The organism is Eubacteriales bacterium, from assembly GCA_041390245.1.
Taxonomy (GTDB): Bacteria; Bacillota; Clostridia; order Christensenellales; family JAWKQI01; genus JAWKQI01.
Genome location: JAWKQI010000001.1, coordinates 440206 through 457892 on the forward strand (window position 1 = coordinate 440206; position 17687 = coordinate 457892).

General features: G+C 36.9%; 14 protein-coding genes. 3 read left to right on the top strand and 11 right to left on the bottom strand.

The window, feature by feature from the left end; genetic code table 11:
- Positions 1-27: 27 nt before the first annotated feature.
- The gene (locus R2876_02290; GenBank protein MEZ4357447.1) at positions 28-972 is read right to left on the bottom strand and encodes a hypothetical protein; all 945 of its coding nucleotides are present in this window, start codon (positions 970-972) and stop codon (positions 28-30) included.
- Between the two features lie 469 nt (positions 973-1441).
- Here R2876_02290 and R2876_02295 point away from each other — a divergent pair, with 469 nt between their 5' ends.
- The gene (locus R2876_02295) at positions 1442-1672 is read left to right on the top strand and encodes a helix-turn-helix transcriptional regulator (GenBank protein MEZ4357448.1); all 231 of its coding nucleotides are present in this window, start codon (positions 1442-1444) and stop codon (positions 1670-1672) included.
- 219 nt (positions 1673-1891) lie between these two features.
- Here R2876_02295 and R2876_02300 read toward each other — a convergent pair whose 3' ends face one another.
- Together R2876_02300 and spoVT are read right to left on the bottom strand one after the other, a co-directional pair.
- The gene (locus tag R2876_02300) at positions 1892-2995 is read right to left on the bottom strand and encodes an iron-containing alcohol dehydrogenase family protein (GenBank protein ID MEZ4357449.1); all 1104 of its coding nucleotides are present in this window, start codon (positions 2993-2995) and stop codon (positions 1892-1894) included.
- A gap of 246 nt (positions 2996-3241) precedes the next feature.
- Complete coding sequence (gene spoVT, locus R2876_02305; protein MEZ4357450.1) at positions 3242-3796, bottom strand: stage V sporulation protein T; 555 nt, start codon at positions 3794-3796, stop codon at positions 3242-3244.
- Between the two features lie 253 nt (positions 3797-4049).
- On the opposite strand from spoVT, the gene R2876_02310 reads away from it, so the two are divergent.
- Together R2876_02310 and R2876_02315 are read left to right on the top strand one after the other, a co-directional pair.
- Positions 4050-5552: an oligosaccharide flippase family protein gene (locus tag R2876_02310; GenBank protein MEZ4357451.1), complete on the top strand. Its 1503-nt coding sequence runs from the start codon at positions 4050-4052 to the stop codon at positions 5550-5552.
- Between the two features lie 74 nt (positions 5553-5626).
- On the top strand, positions 5627-6781 hold the full coding sequence (locus R2876_02315) for a glycosyltransferase (GenBank protein MEZ4357452.1): 1155 nt from the start codon (positions 5627-5629) through the stop codon (positions 6779-6781).
- Positions 6782-6785: 4 nt separating this feature from the next.
- Here R2876_02315 and R2876_02320 read toward each other — a convergent pair whose 3' ends face one another.
- The 8 genes from R2876_02320 to mfd form a co-directional block, all read right to left on the bottom strand.
- Positions 6786-7391, bottom strand: coding sequence for a M15 family metallopeptidase (locus tag R2876_02320; protein MEZ4357453.1), 606 nt, complete (start codon positions 7389-7391; stop codon positions 6786-6788).
- Between the two features lie 60 nt (positions 7392-7451).
- The gene (locus R2876_02325; protein ID MEZ4357454.1) at positions 7452-8237 is read right to left on the bottom strand and encodes a hypothetical protein; all 786 of its coding nucleotides are present in this window, start codon (positions 8235-8237) and stop codon (positions 7452-7454) included.
- A 13-nt stretch (positions 8238-8250) separates the two neighbouring features.
- Positions 8251-9552: a hypothetical protein gene (locus R2876_02330; protein ID MEZ4357455.1), complete on the bottom strand. Its 1302-nt coding sequence runs from the start codon at positions 9550-9552 to the stop codon at positions 8251-8253.
- 205 nt (positions 9553-9757) lie between these two features.
- A complete protein-coding gene (locus R2876_02335; GenBank protein MEZ4357456.1) occupies positions 9758-10930 on the bottom strand; it encodes a malic enzyme-like NAD(P)-binding protein in 1173 nt (390 codons plus the stop codon).
- A 36-nt stretch (positions 10931-10966) separates the two neighbouring features.
- Positions 10967-11902, bottom strand: coding sequence for an L-lactate dehydrogenase (locus R2876_02340; GenBank protein MEZ4357457.1), 936 nt, complete (start codon positions 11900-11902; stop codon positions 10967-10969).
- A gap of 120 nt (positions 11903-12022) precedes the next feature.
- On the bottom strand, positions 12023-12802 hold the full coding sequence (locus R2876_02345) for a TVP38/TMEM64 family protein (protein ID MEZ4357458.1): 780 nt from the start codon (positions 12800-12802) through the stop codon (positions 12023-12025).
- A gap of 122 nt (positions 12803-12924) precedes the next feature.
- The gene (locus tag R2876_02350) at positions 12925-14235 is read right to left on the bottom strand and encodes a peptidyl-prolyl cis-trans isomerase (protein MEZ4357459.1); all 1311 of its coding nucleotides are present in this window, start codon (positions 14233-14235) and stop codon (positions 12925-12927) included.
- Between the two features lie 93 nt (positions 14236-14328).
- The gene (gene mfd / locus R2876_02355) at positions 14329-17679 is read right to left on the bottom strand and encodes a transcription-repair coupling factor (GenBank protein ID MEZ4357460.1); all 3351 of its coding nucleotides are present in this window, start codon (positions 17677-17679) and stop codon (positions 14329-14331) included.
- Between the last annotated feature and the right edge of the window lie 8 nt (positions 17680-17687).

Genomic DNA, 17687 nt, shown 5'->3' on the forward strand with positions numbered 1-17687 from the left:
CCCAGGTTTTTTTATTTTTAATTTAGATTATTCTTCGTATACCCAATTGTCGAGCCAGTCAATACCACTGTAGTATGCGTCTGAATCCTGGAAAATATTCTCGTATACTTCTGTAACTGCATCGCCATTGCACTTTCCATCTAAGAATGTTGCAAGGGAATCTTCTTTAAAGCTTCCAACTGATACTAAGAACTTCAACGGCTCATACGTCAAGTTTTCAAAACCGCTCATTTCCGTCCCGTCAGAAGCTGTGACTGTTTCATTGAATAAGTCATAGTTTTCTTTTAAGGAACAGTATCTGTTATTAGGATCGATTAAGTATTTAGCATTAACAGCTGCTGTTACGTTAACGCTGTTTTCACTGTTCCAATCATCCCAAACGGTGAGAAGCTCTTGAGCATTCTCTTCGCTTGCATAGATCCATTCAATTGCTTTGAAGTACAATTCTGTGTACTTAACAACTGCATCGTAATGCTCTGCATAAAACGTAGGATTCCAGTACATTGCGCTCGGTAATGCACAACCAACGTCCATTGAGCTGATTACAGGAACGAATAACTCAGTCATGTCAGAAGCAAGGCTTAAGCTGCCCCATGTTCCGCCGACTTCGCAAGTGCCAGCTCTTAAAGCTGTGTTAACACTTGTAACGTCCATCTGAGTTGATTTAACATCTTCAAGGGTTAATCCCATTTTTCCTAAAGCTGTTGCTAAAACGTAATGAAGAGTTGTGCCTTTCGGATAATAAATTTCCTGGCCTTCCCACTCTGCAGCCGTTCCGTACATCTCTTTTGTTCCACCAATGTTGGAAATACCAGCTTTGGTAATAGCATTATCTTGCTGTGCCCAGAAGAATGTGCTACCTGTATCTTTTGAAGTAAGAGCAGTCTGGATACAGCCTTTGCTGATTGTACCAGTCATCATACCGCCAAGTCCACTTGTACCAACATCCCAAGAAGTCGCGGCTTCTATCAATGTTGATCCATTGCCATAAACTTGTCCAACGCCATCAAAATTAAGATTAGCTTTTTCAAATCCACCAAGTTCATCGATTAAGTAAGGAATAACACCATATTCCATAGCACTCAATGACCCAATTCTGATTGTAACTTCTTCGTCCAATGGTTCTACATCATCAAAAGGACCTGCCGCTACATCAGATCCAGCCGGTGAGCTAGATGATTGTTCTTCCTCCGACCCACAAGCTGCAAATATAGCTACTATCATTAACATAGCAACTATAAGGCTAATAATTTTTTTCATAAGCACCTCCGAAAATTTATTATTCTATGTTTATATGCCTGATTTTAAGGGCACAATAACATCCTCTATATTCGCTCTTAATACTGTCTATTAATTTCTTGTATTTCATTTTATGCGATTTTCGCATAAAAGTCAATATGCAATAACCGCATAACATAAAATAATTTCTTGAGGGGACTATATGTATCAAAGAATACGGAATTTAAGAGAAGATAACGACTTAAACCAAAATAAAGTTGCAATGCTTTTAAATGTTAGTCAAACGACATATTCACGTTATGAAAGTGGCGTCCTTGACATTCCAAGCTTTTCACTTGTTAAGCTTGCCAAATTTTACGATACTAGCATAGACTACATTTTAGGGTTGACTGATGAAGTTAAGCCATATAAAAGAGCAAAGTATAAAGGTTAAACAAAAGCTTTATGGGTTTGTCATATTAAATATTTCTCTATCTTTCTAAATGAAAATATATATTTGCCGCTATGCCTTTTTCACTCTATTCCTGGCTTTTACTTTTAAATAGCTCAAATAAAGCTGTATTGCCCGAAACCATAGCCAAGGATGATTAACACAAACTAAAAAAGGCACAGTTTCCTGTGCCTTTTTGTTTTTAGTTGATATCACTTCTTATTAATAAAGAGCCTTATACATCTTAAGTAAAGCTGCATGATCCATATCAACAGGATTGTTCTTAATGTTAGGATGTGTGCTGTGATTTGCTAAGTTTTCGATATCTTCTTCTTTTACGCCAGCTTCTCTTAAAGTAGTCTTCATTCCCATAGCTTTCTTTAAGCGTAAAAGTTCGTCTGCCATGGCAAACGCATCTTTAAATCCGCAGTCCTGAGCAAGTTTATGTAATCTTCCGCCTTCGACGTCAGCATTAAGCCTTAAGAAATAATCGAGTGTGAAAGCACAAGCTTCACCATGAGGTAGATGATAATCGTTTGTTAATGGGAAAGAGCAAGCATGAGGAGCTGTTGTTCCCGGTGTACCAAATGCAAGACCTGCTAACAATGATGCTAACATCATATTATCTCTTGCCTCTAGATTATTTGGTTCGTTGTAAACTTTCTCTACGTTTTGGAAAACCAACCTTGTTGATGCGAGTGCGAATGCATCACAGATCGGCTGATGATGTTTGTTCCAGAAAGCACCTAGTGCGTGTGAAAGAACATCTAAGCCAGTTGAAGCTGTAACGCTCTTTGGAACTGATAATGTGAGTTTTGAATCTACTAATGCGATTTTAGCGTAAAGTACTGGGCTACCCATAGGAGCCTTCATGTTCTTTGAAGGATCTGATAAAACAGCTACTTTTGTTACTTCACTGCCTGTACCAGCAGTTGTAGGAACAGCGATTAAAGGAATAGCAGTTGATTTACTTAAAACTTTTCCGCCAGTGTGATAATCACGAATAGAATCATTACTTTTTGCAATAGCACAAGCTGCTTTAGCACAGTCAAGTGAGCTTCCGCCACCTAATGCAACAGCGAATTCAAGGTTCTTTTCACGGATTATTTTTGCACATTCATCAACGCTGTCTACTGTTGGGTTAGGTACTATATCACTGAATACTTCAACTAATTTACCATTTGAATACTCAACGATTTTCTGTGCCATACCACTGTCTACTAAGAACTTATCGCTTACTAAAATACCTTTTTTTAGCCCTAAACTATCAATGACGCTCTCCAATTTTTCAACACTTCCAGCGCCATATATGATTTTAACGGGCATAAGAAATTCCCAAGCTAACATATGTTTGCCCTCCTGAATAAATTTTTAATTTCCTTAATTATAGAATAAGCAGCTATAAAAGTCAATTGGCTTTTGCCCCAATACACCATTTTAAACTATGCTTTTTCGTTATAAATACATACTTTTTAAATATGTGAAATTATATATTATAAGTTTATAAAAAAGAGCGAAAAACAAATTTTAACTAGTTTTCGCTCTTTTTTTATACTGAAAATTTATCTGCCCTTACTGTTCCATCTGTGCGCCAAGCACATGCGCCGCAGCTTCTGCTAATTTTGCTTCGGTTTCATCTATACTTTTTTCTTCTTTTTTAGATACCATAAGCACCGCACCAATTGCCTGCCCTTCACTTATTATCGGTGCAATAACCTCGGTTTCTATATTAGATAAATCCTCTCCATTTTTAATAGCTATCATACTATGTCCCTCAGATGCCCTTAATAAAACCAACCTTCTATTTTCAATAACAGATTCTAAACCAGCACTTATAGGATTTTCAATATACTCTTTTTTAGCACGCCCTGCCGCTGCTAAAATCATGTCCTTATCACATACTATTGAAGTGTATCCGCTTGTCTTATAAATTGAATTTGCAAACTCACGCGCTAACTCCATCAGCTCACCGACTGGAGAATACTTTTTTAATATAATTCCGCCCTCTCTGTCCGTAAATATTTCAAGAGGATCTCCTTCTCGTATTCTAAGGGTGCGCCTTATCTCCTTTGGTATAACAACCCTTCCAAGTTCGTCTATCCTTCTTACTATTCCCGTTGCTTTCATTATAGATTTTTTTCCTCCTGTGCCTTATTTTAGTAGCTTCTTTTAAAAGTAGTATTTGTTAGAATGTGGTTATTATTCGTCTGTTTATATGGATTGTTTTGGAAAAACGATTTTATTTTTCATATAAATTTATTCGTCTTTTATTAGATTTTTATTGGCAAAACCTTGTGAATTTACAGAATTAGGTATTTTAGAGATATTATATTTATTTTGCTCATATCTTTTTTAGTAGTGTCACATAAAAGGAGCCCTCATGAAAAGAAGCAAGTTATTTTTAACGAATGCAATTATATTAACTCTCACCGCTCTTTTTATAAGAATAATAAGTATCTATTTTAACGTATATCTGACCAACAAGGTCGGGACAAGCGGCCTTGGACTATTTCAGCTCATCTCCTCTGTATACATACTTGCAATCACTATTGCATCTTCCGGTATAAGCACTGCAACTACAAGGCTTGTAGTAGAGGAATTTGCATTAAACCGTATATCAGGTGTAAAAAAAGCCCTTAAAAGGTGCTTTTCCTATAGTATTATATTCGGGCTTTTGGCAGCAGCTTTATTGTTTTTAGGTGCGCCTTATATAGGTGAATACTGGCTATGTGATATAAGGACTATAAAATCTTTAAAAGTCCTTGCCATCGGCTTGCCGGTGATAGCGATGTCTAATGTATTTTACGGATATTTTACAGCTGTACGCCGGGTAACCAAAAATTCTATTGCACATATATCTGAAAAGCTGATTGAAATAATAGTTATTGTATATCTACTTGAATTTTTAATGCCCTCCGGTATTGAAAATGCCTGTGTAGCAATAGTTTTAGGCGAAGTGCTGGCTGAACTTTGTTCTTTTTTTATATACCTGATTATTTACTTAAAAGACCGCAAACGCTACTTATATTCTAATAACAATAAGACAGACCTTACAAAACGCATGCTTAAAATATCGCTTCCTATTGCCGGCAGCGCATATTTAAGGAACGGCCTTACCTCTGCCAACCAATTTCTCATTCCCTCTGGTTTAAGGCGATACGGCCTTAGTTCCGATGAAGCCCTTTCACAATATGGCATGGTCCATGCAATGGTTTTTCCTGTAATATACCTGCCGCAAACTCTTTTATATGCCTTTGCCGGCCTTTTGATACCTGAACTAACAGAATATCATGAAACAAATAACGTTAAAAACATCAATAGAATATTAAATCGGGTCTTTAAGACAACCCTATTATTTGCAGCCGGAGTTGTCGGTTCACTCATTTGTTTTTCAGATGTAATAGGTACTATGATATACGGTGAACCTCAGGTGACCAATTTTGTGAACATCCTTGCGCCGCTTACCATATTGATGTATTTAGACTGCGTTGTAGACTGCGTCTTAACCGGCCTTAACCAACAGGTGAATTCCATGTGCTATAACTTAATTGAGTCGATAATAAATACTATACTTATATTTGTCTTAATACCGATTTACGGCATAACAGGATATCTGTTCTTATTATTTATCGGGAAATCCGTAAATATGACATTAAGCATAATTAGGCTAATAAAAGTCACTGATTTTAAATTTAGGTTTGGTTCATGGCTTTTAGTACCTGTTTTAAATTCTCTTTTAACTTGTTATATAATAAAACTCATTTTAAGGATGACCGAACCAACTACAATTTGGGCTATAATACTTTTCATTGCATTTATCTTTTTATATTTATACTTTTTAAAACTTACACGCTGCATTTCAAAAAAGATTTTCTTGCATTAAAATCTTACTTTAGGTAAATTTTAAATTTATTGCATGTTTTAAAAAAATATTTATAATATAAGAAGGGTGATTTAATGAATATCGGTCAATTTAGCGATTCTTTCTTGCCTATAGTCGACGGGGTCTCCCGTGTAGTCTATAATTACGCTCAGATAATTGGCCAAAAGGGACATAATTGTTATGTTATCTCCCCAATGGCAGATGATGATGATGACGCGGAAACAGCAAAATTTAATATGTTAGATTTTAAAGGTAAACCACTCCGCTCTATGCCGGGATATAAAGTTGGTTTGCCTCGCCTTGACTATAATTATTCAAAACGTATTAATGAAATAAAGTTAAATATCGTTCATGCACATAGCCCTTTTATCTCCGGCCATGAGGCGCTTTATATTTCCAAGAAAAAATCTATCCCTCTTGTAGGCACTTTCCACTCCAAGTATTACGACGACTTTTATAAAATAACAAAAAGCAAACCCCTTTCAAAAGTTGGGATTAAATATATAATAAGTTTCTATGAAAAATGCGATGAAGTCTGGACTGTAAGTAAAGATGCGGCACAGACTTTAAGAGACTATGGTTATATAGGGAACATAGAGATTGTGCCTAACGGAACAAACATCCGCTCTCTTGATAAAGAAGCCATTTCAGACGTAACTAAACTTTACAATTTAAATGGCGCCCCCATGCTTTTATATGTCGGCCAGATGAGCTGGAAGAAAAACATCCTAAGAACTCTTGAAGCCGCTAATATGCTTAAACAAAACGGCTTTGATTTTCAATTGGTATTTGCCGGACAAGGCAGAGACACCAGTGAAATTAAAGATAAGGCTTTGAGACTTGGGATTGATGATCATTGTGTATTTACAGGCCATATAGACGATGTACGGTTGCTCGATGCACTTTATTATTTAGCCAAAATACTTGTATTCCCTTCACTTTACGATACAGCCGGCCTTGTTGTCCAAGAAGCAGCCGCGATGTATACTCCGGCCATCGCAATAGCAAATACCGGGGCATCTGAAAATATAAACAACCTGGAAAACGGGCTTACTTGCGTAGATACTACTTTGTCCTTGTTTGAATCATTGGAAATGTTTTTAAAGGATAAAAATTTGCAGGAACATCTAAGCGTCAAGGCATATGAAACGCTTCCCATAGGATGGGATGAGATAATAGATCAAGTTCTATTAAGGTATTCAGATATTACAAAAAAATACACCAAATAAATTTTTACTTCTCAAAGTGCTGATAGTCTTTAAAATCTTCAAAATCTCCGCCCCAATAAAACCCATGCTTTAAAAATATTTTATAGCAGATATCATCGTGGTTTATCATATGCGGCAAATCAAGTGTTCTGTCGATAAAGTGCCTGCTGCCTAAAGGCAAAACCCCTTTTTTAGAAAAATAAGGGTTATATAGCGGGTTTATATCTATGGCTAACCCGTATGCGTGTTTGGATATCATATCTGTCCCAGCTATCACTCTAAAGTTAAACGCAGAAGAGTTGTTATCCTCCATAGAGGCCTCGTCGTCTGCATTGTATTCATCTATCAAGATTATCTTTTCTATAGGATATTTTAAGTCGTATAACTCTTTAAAAATCTCAACTGTATCTTTAGCAATACTCTTATTTACAACTAATTCACCATTATGTACCTTATTGTCAAAGCCCAGATGCTTAACTTTTACATATCTTAAATCTTCGTATAATAAAGCGCAGCCTTCTTTATGCGATTTCCCTGCCATTTTCACACTTATATTTAAAGGAATAGTCTCATACGTAAAACCCTCTGATAGTTTTACATGCTCGTTTAAAACTGGTGTTTTTCGCGCCATATGTCCTGCCAATTTTATGGTATAAGCTTTATTGTTTTTGCACATTATTTATATTATACCTCAATAGTGGTTCTTCTTTGCTTTAAAATACCTTTTTAACGTTATTATCATAATAGCCAGCAATACGGCAGAAACCAGGCATAAAATTATAGAAAATATAATTTTAGAAGTTATGATATTTGATGCGGAAAGCTTATCTTTAACAGTTCCGTCTCCCGATACTTTTGTCGATAAATCTATGCTTATTTCTTTATTTAATACTATGGGCACACTCGTCTTTGCCGTATATCTGCTGATGTTTACTTGCCCGCTTGTGGAGCTAGCCTCGTTGGCCGGCAGCATCAAAGTCAGGGTGCCGGCTTCACTGCTTGCATACTCCTCAATTTGGCTCTTGATTTCAGAAGGAAGATAGGCAGTGCCTTTTTCCAAAACCCAGGTAGAGTAATCAGCGCTTAAGGAAACATAATATCCCTGTTCATACTCTGTAGTAATCTTTTGAACGGATACGTCGTAAAATATTGATATGTCCTCGTCTGTGAGCATATTTTTTAAGTTATCTACAGCCGCATCGTAATTGTCTGATGGCTCCTTTAGCTCTGCAGTTAAATAAAAATCTTCCCTTGTAGTCGTAAAACCAAGGTCGTTAAAATGGGCTTCGAGTGTATTGAGTGTTTTAATTATATAAGTTGCATTGTTAGCCTCAACTTGATCTGTTGAAACTTCTATTTCATACTTAATAAAAGCATTATTGCTATCATCTACACCACATGTAACATTTATATCTGCACATCCGGCAATAATTATAGCAAAAGATAAAAGTATAAGTATTAAAACCAACCTCTTCAACTATTTTCCCTCTTTAAAACGTGTATTTGTATGGCTGAGTTGCGTATACCTGCCCATCGGAGAACATAACTATGATCCTAAATATCTTTGTGCCAGATGCAAGTGAATCGTCAAGGCTATAAACGTAACCATTCTTTAAAATTGCCACATTGCCTATAACAGCACCATCTTCATCTTTTGTAACTGTTTTTACCGGCATGATAAAGTTATCATTTTCATCGTATGCAACCAGTGTGTATGTTACTCCATCCTGTGTATAAGGACGGTCAAAATTGATTTTATAAGATATATATGTCGTCCATCCGGACTCTAAATAGTATTCTTTTGACTGTTCATCTATTGTTATGCTTATCAACTGTTCATCTATAGCTTGATTGCTAGACACAGTTTTATCCAGAAAACTGTAATAATATTCCGCTAAATTAGGTACTTTTTCGGCTAATGTGATAGACATGTTTTCCTGCGGGGAAGAATTAAACGCATTGTCTGCTTCTAAAAGGGTTTTATCCTTCTCTCCTGTTGCGATCTCGCTACTCAAGCGTTCAGACACGTCTTTAAAATCAAGCTGCCTCCTCGCCGTAGGTGAACCTAGCAAAGCTACATAATCTTCTGCCGCTATCTCATAGATATACCACTTGTGATTATCCATATAATCTTGGCTGTCTGTTATTTCGTACCTTACCTTGTCTGAATTATTTAATCCACGTAATTTTACATACTCGCTGTCCATAATTTCACTTGCAGTCAGATTTTTAAAAATGTAGTAGTTTGTATATAAATGCCCGTATTCGTGGCTTAAAGTCTTAGCCATGCTCTCTATTGTTGTTCTTTCATCTCCATTGTATAAATGTATTGTGCTTATTTTGGCTGCAAAGCCTATACTAAAATTATCCGGAAAAGCACTTTGCCTCAAGTACATATTTACACTACCGTTATACTCTTCCTGCTGCCCTACTACGTTTTCCTGCTCTTCCCCTGAATGAACTATTATCTCACTTAGATACGCGAACTCCTCTCCGCGTTCGTTCTTTAAAAGTTCATCATAAAGCTTATATAGCTTGCTTTTTCCCCATTCCTTAGAGTAACTTTTTATTGTAAGACCACTATCCAAAACAATCGAGTCTACTACTTTATCGTCTTCCTCGGTGTTTATAGTGATGTCTTCGTTAAGCATCTCATAAGATGTTTTATTTTCCCATGCAGGAAGAGAGGAAGCACTTTCTGCAAAATTATCCACTTCAATACTTGCAGCTCTTCTTGCATTTATATCAGATAACGTAAAAATAGCAATCAAAACAAGAACTACCGAAAGCAAAAAAATGCAAAAGGATAAAGTGAGGACTTTGCTCGTAGTGTTTTTATTGCTATTTGTTTTGTTAGGATTAACCGTTTGGTTCAAACTAAATTCATATCCCTTTTTAATTTTATATATATAGCTAATACTTGTAAATATAACATAAAATTAAATAATAAGCTATATTTAAAGGAAAGCGGCTCTTAGAGCCGCTTTTAATCAAAAACTAAATTCTAGCAACTCCCGAATCTCTGGCAGCTTTGGCAACCGCCTCCGCAACGACCTTAACAACCTTTTTATTAAACGGATCTGGTATTATGTAATCCGGATTCAATTCATCTTCTTTAACTATAGAAGCTATGGCATACGCGGCAGCTATCTTCATTTCATCGTTTATATCTCTTGCCCGGACATTGAGTGCGCCTTTAAATATACCTGGGAATGCGAGAACGTTGTTTATCTGATTGGCAAAATCGCTCCTTCCGGTACCGATGACCTTTGCCCCCGCCTCTTTGGCATCGTCCGGCATAATCTCTGGAACTGGATTCGCCATTGCAAAAATAACAGGGTCTTTTGCCATTGTCCTAACCATATCTTTTGACAATATATTAGCAGTACTGAGCCCAAAAAATACATCCGCGCCTTTAAGTATATCTGCCAAAGAACCTTTTTTCATACTTTTATTAGATATTTTAGCCATTTCCTCTTTTTCAGGATTTAGAGAATCTCTCCCCTCGTAAATGGCTCCCTTCCTGTCACAAAGAACGACGTCTTTTAACCCCATAGTCATAAGCAGCCGTGTCACAGATATTGCAGCAGCCCCGGCGCCGCTTACGACAACGCTGATATTTCCTATGTCTTTTTTTACTATCTTAAGTGCATTTATCATAGCAGCCGCACATACTATTGCAGTCCCATGCTGGTCGTCGTGAAATACCGGTATGTCGCAAATTTCTTTTAGCTTTCTCTCTATTTCAAAACATCTCGGTGCAGATATATCCTCTAGATTTATCCCGCCAAAACTTCCTTCAAGCAATTTAACAGTTTTAACTATATCGTCAACTTCCTTGCTTTTGATACAGAGCGGAAATGCATCTACATTTGCAAAAGTCTTAAAAAGGCAGCATTTGCCCTCCATCACCGGCATACCCGCTTCGGGGCCTATATCCCCTAGCCCTAGTACAGCAGTCCCATCTGTTATAACTGCTACCAAATTACCTCGTCTTGTATATTTATACGATAAATCAGTATTTTTTGATATTTCAAGGCACGGTTCTGCAACACCCGGTGTATATGCGATAGCAAGTTCTCTCTTGTTGCTTATATCCGGCCGGCTTATAACTTCAATTTTGCCTTTCCATTCTTCATGTAGTCTAAGTGCTTCTTTTTTTATGTCCATTTTGTCAGACCTCTTTCAATTTCCTTCATTAAAAATTTATACTTGATCTTTGATTGCTTCTTTTAATTTTTCTGCTGAGCTGGCAAAAGCTGCAAGCTCTTTTTCGTCCATAGAAATGCTTACCATTCTGTCAATGCCATTTTTATTAACAACATATGGCATTGATAATGCAACGTCACTTATGCCCATCTCGCTGTCCATTACTTTTGATAACGGCATAATTATATTTTGATCACCCAATATACCAGATAATATCTTTACAATTACAGAAGAAATGCCATAAAACGTTGCGGATTTTCCACTTATTATCTTTGCCCCGCTTGTACGTACCTGATTAAATATATCTTCGCGGCTAATTCCAGCATTATTAAGCATATCTACTATCGGTGCCCCAGCAGCTGTTGCAGAGCTCCAAATAGGCACCTGGCTGTCGCCGTGCTCACCTATTATAAATGCATCTGCATCCTCAGGGCTTATATTAAGGCTCTCTCCAAGATAAGACTTAAAGCGGGCAGTATCTAGGCTTGTACCAGTTCCAAAAACACGGTTAGCAGATAAATTATACTCCTTTTTAAGTACATAAGTAATTATATCTACCGGGTTTGAAACAACCAGAAGCAGCGGATCTTTATTATACTTTAAAATACTCCCCATAACGTCTCTTGCAATAGATATATTTGTCTTTGCAAGGTCAATTCTGGTCTGCCCCGGCTTTCTGCCCACTCCTGCGCACAGAACTATTACATCTGAGTCTGCACAGGCTGAATATTCCCCGCTATATACTTTTACATGTCCTGAAAAAGATGTCGCGTGTTTTAAATCAAGTGCTTCTCCATAGGCTTTGTCTTTATTGATATCAACTATAGCTATTTCACTGCAAATCCTGCTTAATAATAAAGCATAAGCCGCCGTAGCGCCAACGTTGCCAGCCCCAATTATAGATACTTTTCTAGTAAAATCTACCTTCCCCATTGTTTTTCTCCTTTAAAATTTAAATCTATATACAAAGCTTTTAAGCTTTATATTTCGCTTAATATTAAAGATTATACATCCCATAAACGGTAGAAAACAAAATGGTGGGCAGTAAAAAGTTTATCTGCTGCTTATATCCGGTTCTACATCGCTTATGTCTGTATCATCTAAATCTTCCTCATCTTTAGATTTACTGCCAAATTTTTTCATTATCTTTTTATAGATGCATACTCCAGCCAGTGTGACTACCGCCGTTATCCCGTATATAATTGCAAATTTAAGCCATCTTCCATCGTTTATTATAGAACCGGCGTAGGTAGACGTAATTATAGAAGGTATCCGTGCAATTGTGGAAATAACAAAAAACCTCATCGGTTTGATAGGAGTAAACCCTACTGCATATGTGAGTATATCCTTTGGCGAGCCTGGTATAAAAAATAATATAAATATTATCCATTCAAGCTTTTTTTCATTCTTTAAAAATGCAAGTTTTTTAAGTTCTTTGCCTTCAAATATCGATGCTACGAAAGAATACCCTAAAAGCTTGACCAAATAAAATATTATTATGGAACCTATAAGAACTCCTGCAAGGCAGGTTAAAAGTCCGCCCCACGCACCATAAACTAAGCCGGCAAAAACCTCTACTGGTTCACCAGGGACCAGCGCTACAATTACCTGAAGTATCTGTATACCAAATACAGTAAGCCAACCTATAAAACCTCTGCTTTTTATAGCAGCTATATACTCTTCCCTTTCCGCTCCCTGCATTAACTTAGATACTATAGGCATAAGCTGAATAGTAATCCATACCATTATGGCAAGAAATATAATAATAGAAACTATTTTAATAACAGATTTTTTGTTGTTTTTAACATATAATATAAATTTATTTTTCACCATATTTATAATACTACCAAACCTACTAGAAAATGGCAACGGCTGCCTTTTTATCTTATGTTAGTTATTTAAAACTATACTAAAATAAAAGCCTTATTAAAGGCTTTTATTTTAATAAATATTTTTTATTCTTCAGTTGTCGTATCGCTGCTTGAAGGCGATGTTGAAACTTCCGTCTCATCACTGTCCGAAGTAAGATCAGTAAACATATCTTCTTTATGATACTCGATGTTAGCTTCGTCTATCCATTGGTCTTTAAGGTCAGACCATTCAGTCGATATTTTTGCATCTAATTCCGTATTATAAAGAGATTCTTTAACACTATCAAAAGATCTTTCACCGGCTTCAATCTTTTCAAAGCAGTATAGTATATGGTACCCGTAAGGAGTTACTACGAGATCAGATACTTGCCCAACGTCTAAAGCTTCAGCAGCATCTTGGAACTCCTCATAATAGTCGGTATTCTCGTTATCCTTTATAATAATATATCCCTGGCTTAATCCCTCTTCTGTATCAAAGAATGTGTCGTTGCCGTATTCCTTCATAAGCTCTTTAAAATCTTCACCGGCTTTTGCTTTATTCAAAGCCTCCTGAGCCTTTGGCTTTATCGCTGCAAGTTCTGTTGCCATCATGCCAAAAGCCGTTTCCTTGTCCGTGCTATAAACTTCTTCTACCGCGCTTGTCACAGTATCTGAAACAGACATAAGTATCTGATAGACTCTTGTTACACCTTCCGGAACATAAAGATATATACCGTCATCATAATATGTCATGAAACTGGATGGATCCGCATCTATAGCTTCTTTTTGCTCTGCAAGCATTTCGTCATAATCTTCTTTTAGTTCTTCATCAGTTATGTCAACGTCTTTTAGCGCTTCTGCTGATACCTTTTCAGTAATCTTTGATTTATAATATTCTTCTAGATACTCGTCATAAGTAAGCCCGCTGGCTTCCATTCTTTCATTAAACTGTGCTTCAACCTCGGCATCAATATCGTCTATCACCTCACCGTTATCTATGCTTTCCTGAAGATCAGCTCTTATTTCTTCACGGACTAAATCCATGGATTCATCGACTTCGGTCTTTATCGCAGTTTTTTCTTCATCAGTTAATTCATAAAGCCCTAGCTCCTTGGCTTTTTCAAATATCACTGCTTCTTCAACGAGTTGTTCTAATGCGGTATTTTTAATCGTCGTTTCCATATCTTCGTCGGCCATTATGGTATCGACATCTGAGCCAAAATAATACGCATACTGTGTTGCAATATATTCAGACCGTTTATCTACATCACTTCTATATATGTAAGTATCATCATTTATTTTTGCAATAACGATTTTAGTTGGATCTGTCTCGGTTGTCTCACTTCCACAACCTGCAACTGCAAGTATCATAGTAATTGCAAGCAATATAGAAATCATCCTTTTAAAACTTTTCATTTGCACCTCCGGAACTTGTGAAATATCTTATTCATTTTACTTTAAATTATCATATTATGCAATTAATATTATTTAAAAAATCTATTAACAATTTCATCGATTTTTTCTCTGGTTTAAAAAATACGGCTTTTCCCGCTGCCTTATAGATACTTTGCTCCCATATCTTTCTAATGCGCCCATAAATATACTGGTATCAAGCTGCGTGTCGTAAAAGAATTTTATATAAAACCCGTCCCTTTTTTGTATTATGCTCTCTATACCCTTTTTAGATGCAATCAAGCGCAACAATGAAATTATAATAAGGTTTTCAACTGGCTTTATAACTTTCCCAAACCTATCTGCCAATTCTTCCTTTAGTTCCTTAGCGCTGTTCATATCTGAAATACTTGCTATTCTTTTATAAATCTCAAGCCTTTGCTTCTCATCTTCGATATAACTGGCGCTTATATGCGCATCCAAATTAACTTCTATTGTAGTTTCCTTCTCTATTTCTATTGGGTTGCCCTTTAACTCGCTTACCGCTTCTTTCATATATTTTAGGTACATCTCGTATCCTATCGTATTCATATGTCCGCTTTGTTCTGCTCCTAAAAGGTTCCCAGCTCCGCGTATCTTTAAATCACGAAGCGCTATCTTAAAGCCGGCACCTAACTCTGTAAATTCTTTTATAGTCATAAGGCGTTTTTCTGCATCCATCGTCATATAATCGTCTTTTATGTATGTAAAATAAGCATATGCCCTTAAGTAGCTCCTGCCTACTCTGCCTCTTAACTGATATAGCTGTGCTAGGCCAAATTTATCCGCCTCGTAAACAACGATAGTATTTACTTTAGGCATGTCTATGCCGGATTCTATTATAGTCGTGCATATAAGCACGTCATATTCACCGGAAATAAATTTCTCCATTACGTCCTCAAGTTCATCCTTGTCCATTCTTCCATGTGCCATTAAAAACGTTGCGTCGGGAATATTGTCTTTAATCATACTAGCTACGTCATCCATTAAAGATATATGGCGAACAACTAAAAACACCTGCCCTCCACGCTGTTTTTCCTTTAAAATAGCTTCTGTTAAAAGTTCTACGCTGAATTCGGATACATAAGTTTGAACGGGAAGCCTTTCTTCTATTGGCGTATCTATTGTAGATAAATCGCGTATACCGATCATGGACATTTCAAGAGTCCTGGGTATCGGTGTTGCAGTCATGGTCAATACATCTACTGTTCTTTTCAATTGCTTTATCTTTTCTTTGTGGTTAACCCCAAAACGCTGCTCCTCATCTATTATCAAAAGTCCTAAGTCGTGAAATCTTACGTCTTTTGATAATAGCCTGTGTGTGCCGATGACTATATCGGTGTTCCCATTTGCTGCTGATGCTATGTTCTTTTTGGCCTCAGCCGGAGATACAAATCTAGATAACATCGCTATATTGAACCCAAAATTTTTAAAACGCTTTTTAAACGTTTCGTAGTGCTGCCGGCATAAAAGAGTCGTCGGTGTTAATATTGCGCATTGTTTTTTATTAGATACCGCTTTAAAACACGCCCGCGCCGCTACTTCCGTCTTGCCGTATCCTACATCGCCCAATAAAAGCCTGTCCATAATGCCCTGGCCTTCCATATCTGCCTTTATCTCTTCTATTGCGCGCAGTTGCCCCGGGGTCTCCTCATATTCAAATGCTTGTTCAAATTCCCTTTGCCATACAGTATCTTCGCCATAACTAAACCCTTGCTTGCTCTGTCTCTCGGCATAAACCAAAAGCAAACTGCCCGCAAGCTTTTTTAAAGATTCTTTCGCCTTCGTCTTCTGGTTTGCCCATTCACGGGATCCAAGCCTTGATAGCCTTGGTGGATTATCGGAAGTGCCGACGTACTTTTGTATCTTGTCTATTTGTGCCGTTGGTATATACAGCTTATCGTCGCCTAAAAATGAAAGTATGATGTAATCACACGTCTTTTTATCAACTGTCTGCGTCTTTATACCTAAATACTTTGCTCTCCCATATACAGTGTGTACAACTATATCCCCGACAGACAAATCGAATATATCCAGGCCGTTTCCCTGTTTTTGAGTTTTAACTACAGATTTTTTGCTGCCAAAAATATCTTCTTCACTTAGCACGTTTATTTTTTGCGCAGCTAATTCGAACCCCATCTTGATTTCACCGTCTGCCAAAATTGCCTTTCCGTTTGCGAGAGGCTCTTTAAGGGCATTTTTTAAGGTTTTTATTCTATTTTCTTTTGAACAAAAAAGATATGTGGTAAATCCGGCGTTTGCCCTGTTGATTAGATCCTCTTTTAATAAGTCCAGCCTGCCATCGTATCTAATCACATTTCTCGAGTTTAAATTTATTTCTGCCACACTTTGTATCAAACTGCTCTTTTTTATACTGCAAAAATCTATAAAATCTACATCTTTTATCAAAAGTTCATTGAGTGAAAAGAATAGTTCCTGCTGTCCGCTAAAATCCATGTTTACTTTTTTTAGCATGAAAAGCGAATCTACAAACTCTTCGTCTTTTATTTCTTTGACTTTAACCAATGATGAAAACGAATCGAATATAACTATCGGGTTATTAAGATAATCTATAAGGCTGGTCGGTGGGTATATTGCATAGATATAATTCCTCATGTCATCTATGCTGCGAGAATTCTCGATTAAATCTAAATACTCCTTGATTTTAGCCGACATTAGGGAATATTCACTGTTTTTGCCTACCCTTTTTAACTCGTCTAAAAAATACTTTTTAGCATTATTTATCGCCATTTCATCTAAAATAGCTTCTGTCATTGCTGTCAGATAAACAGAATCTAACTCCTCTTTGTTAGAGCGCTGTGTAGACATATCGAAGCTGTTTATCTTTTCTACATTATCCATAAAAAAGCTTATTCTATATGCTTTGTCCTGTTTAGGGCTAAAATCCAGTATATCGCCTCGGCGTGCTATCTGCCCGGCAGTCTCTACATTCGATATCCTCTCATATCCTAAAGATATAGCCGAGTTTATGATATCGTCTATATTAAAGGTAGCGCCTGAGCTTATCTTTATCGTAGCGCCATAAAGCGTGCTTTTGGGTATAAGTTTTTCGGTAAAAGCAGATAACCCCGCAGTAACAATTTGTGCGGAATCTACGCTTAAAAGAGCTTGTATCCTCTTTTGCGTACTTTCCTGGCTTTTTATTACCCCCGGGCGAAGCTGTAAATCGCGCTCCGGAAAAAATATGGAGTTTTCTATCCTGTTTTTCATGGTAAGCGCAAGATAATCGTTTTGAGTTATATATAAAATCTGCCTCCCTGTGCTTTCAGAAAGCCCTTTTAATAAAAACGGGCGTAGACCATCGCTAACGCTAAAAACCGAGCAAGGCGTTTGCCCTCCCCGTATCATATCGTTTAGACAGCTTATATTTTTGTCTTTAAAAAGCTGCTCATATATTTGATTATGCAACTTATAAC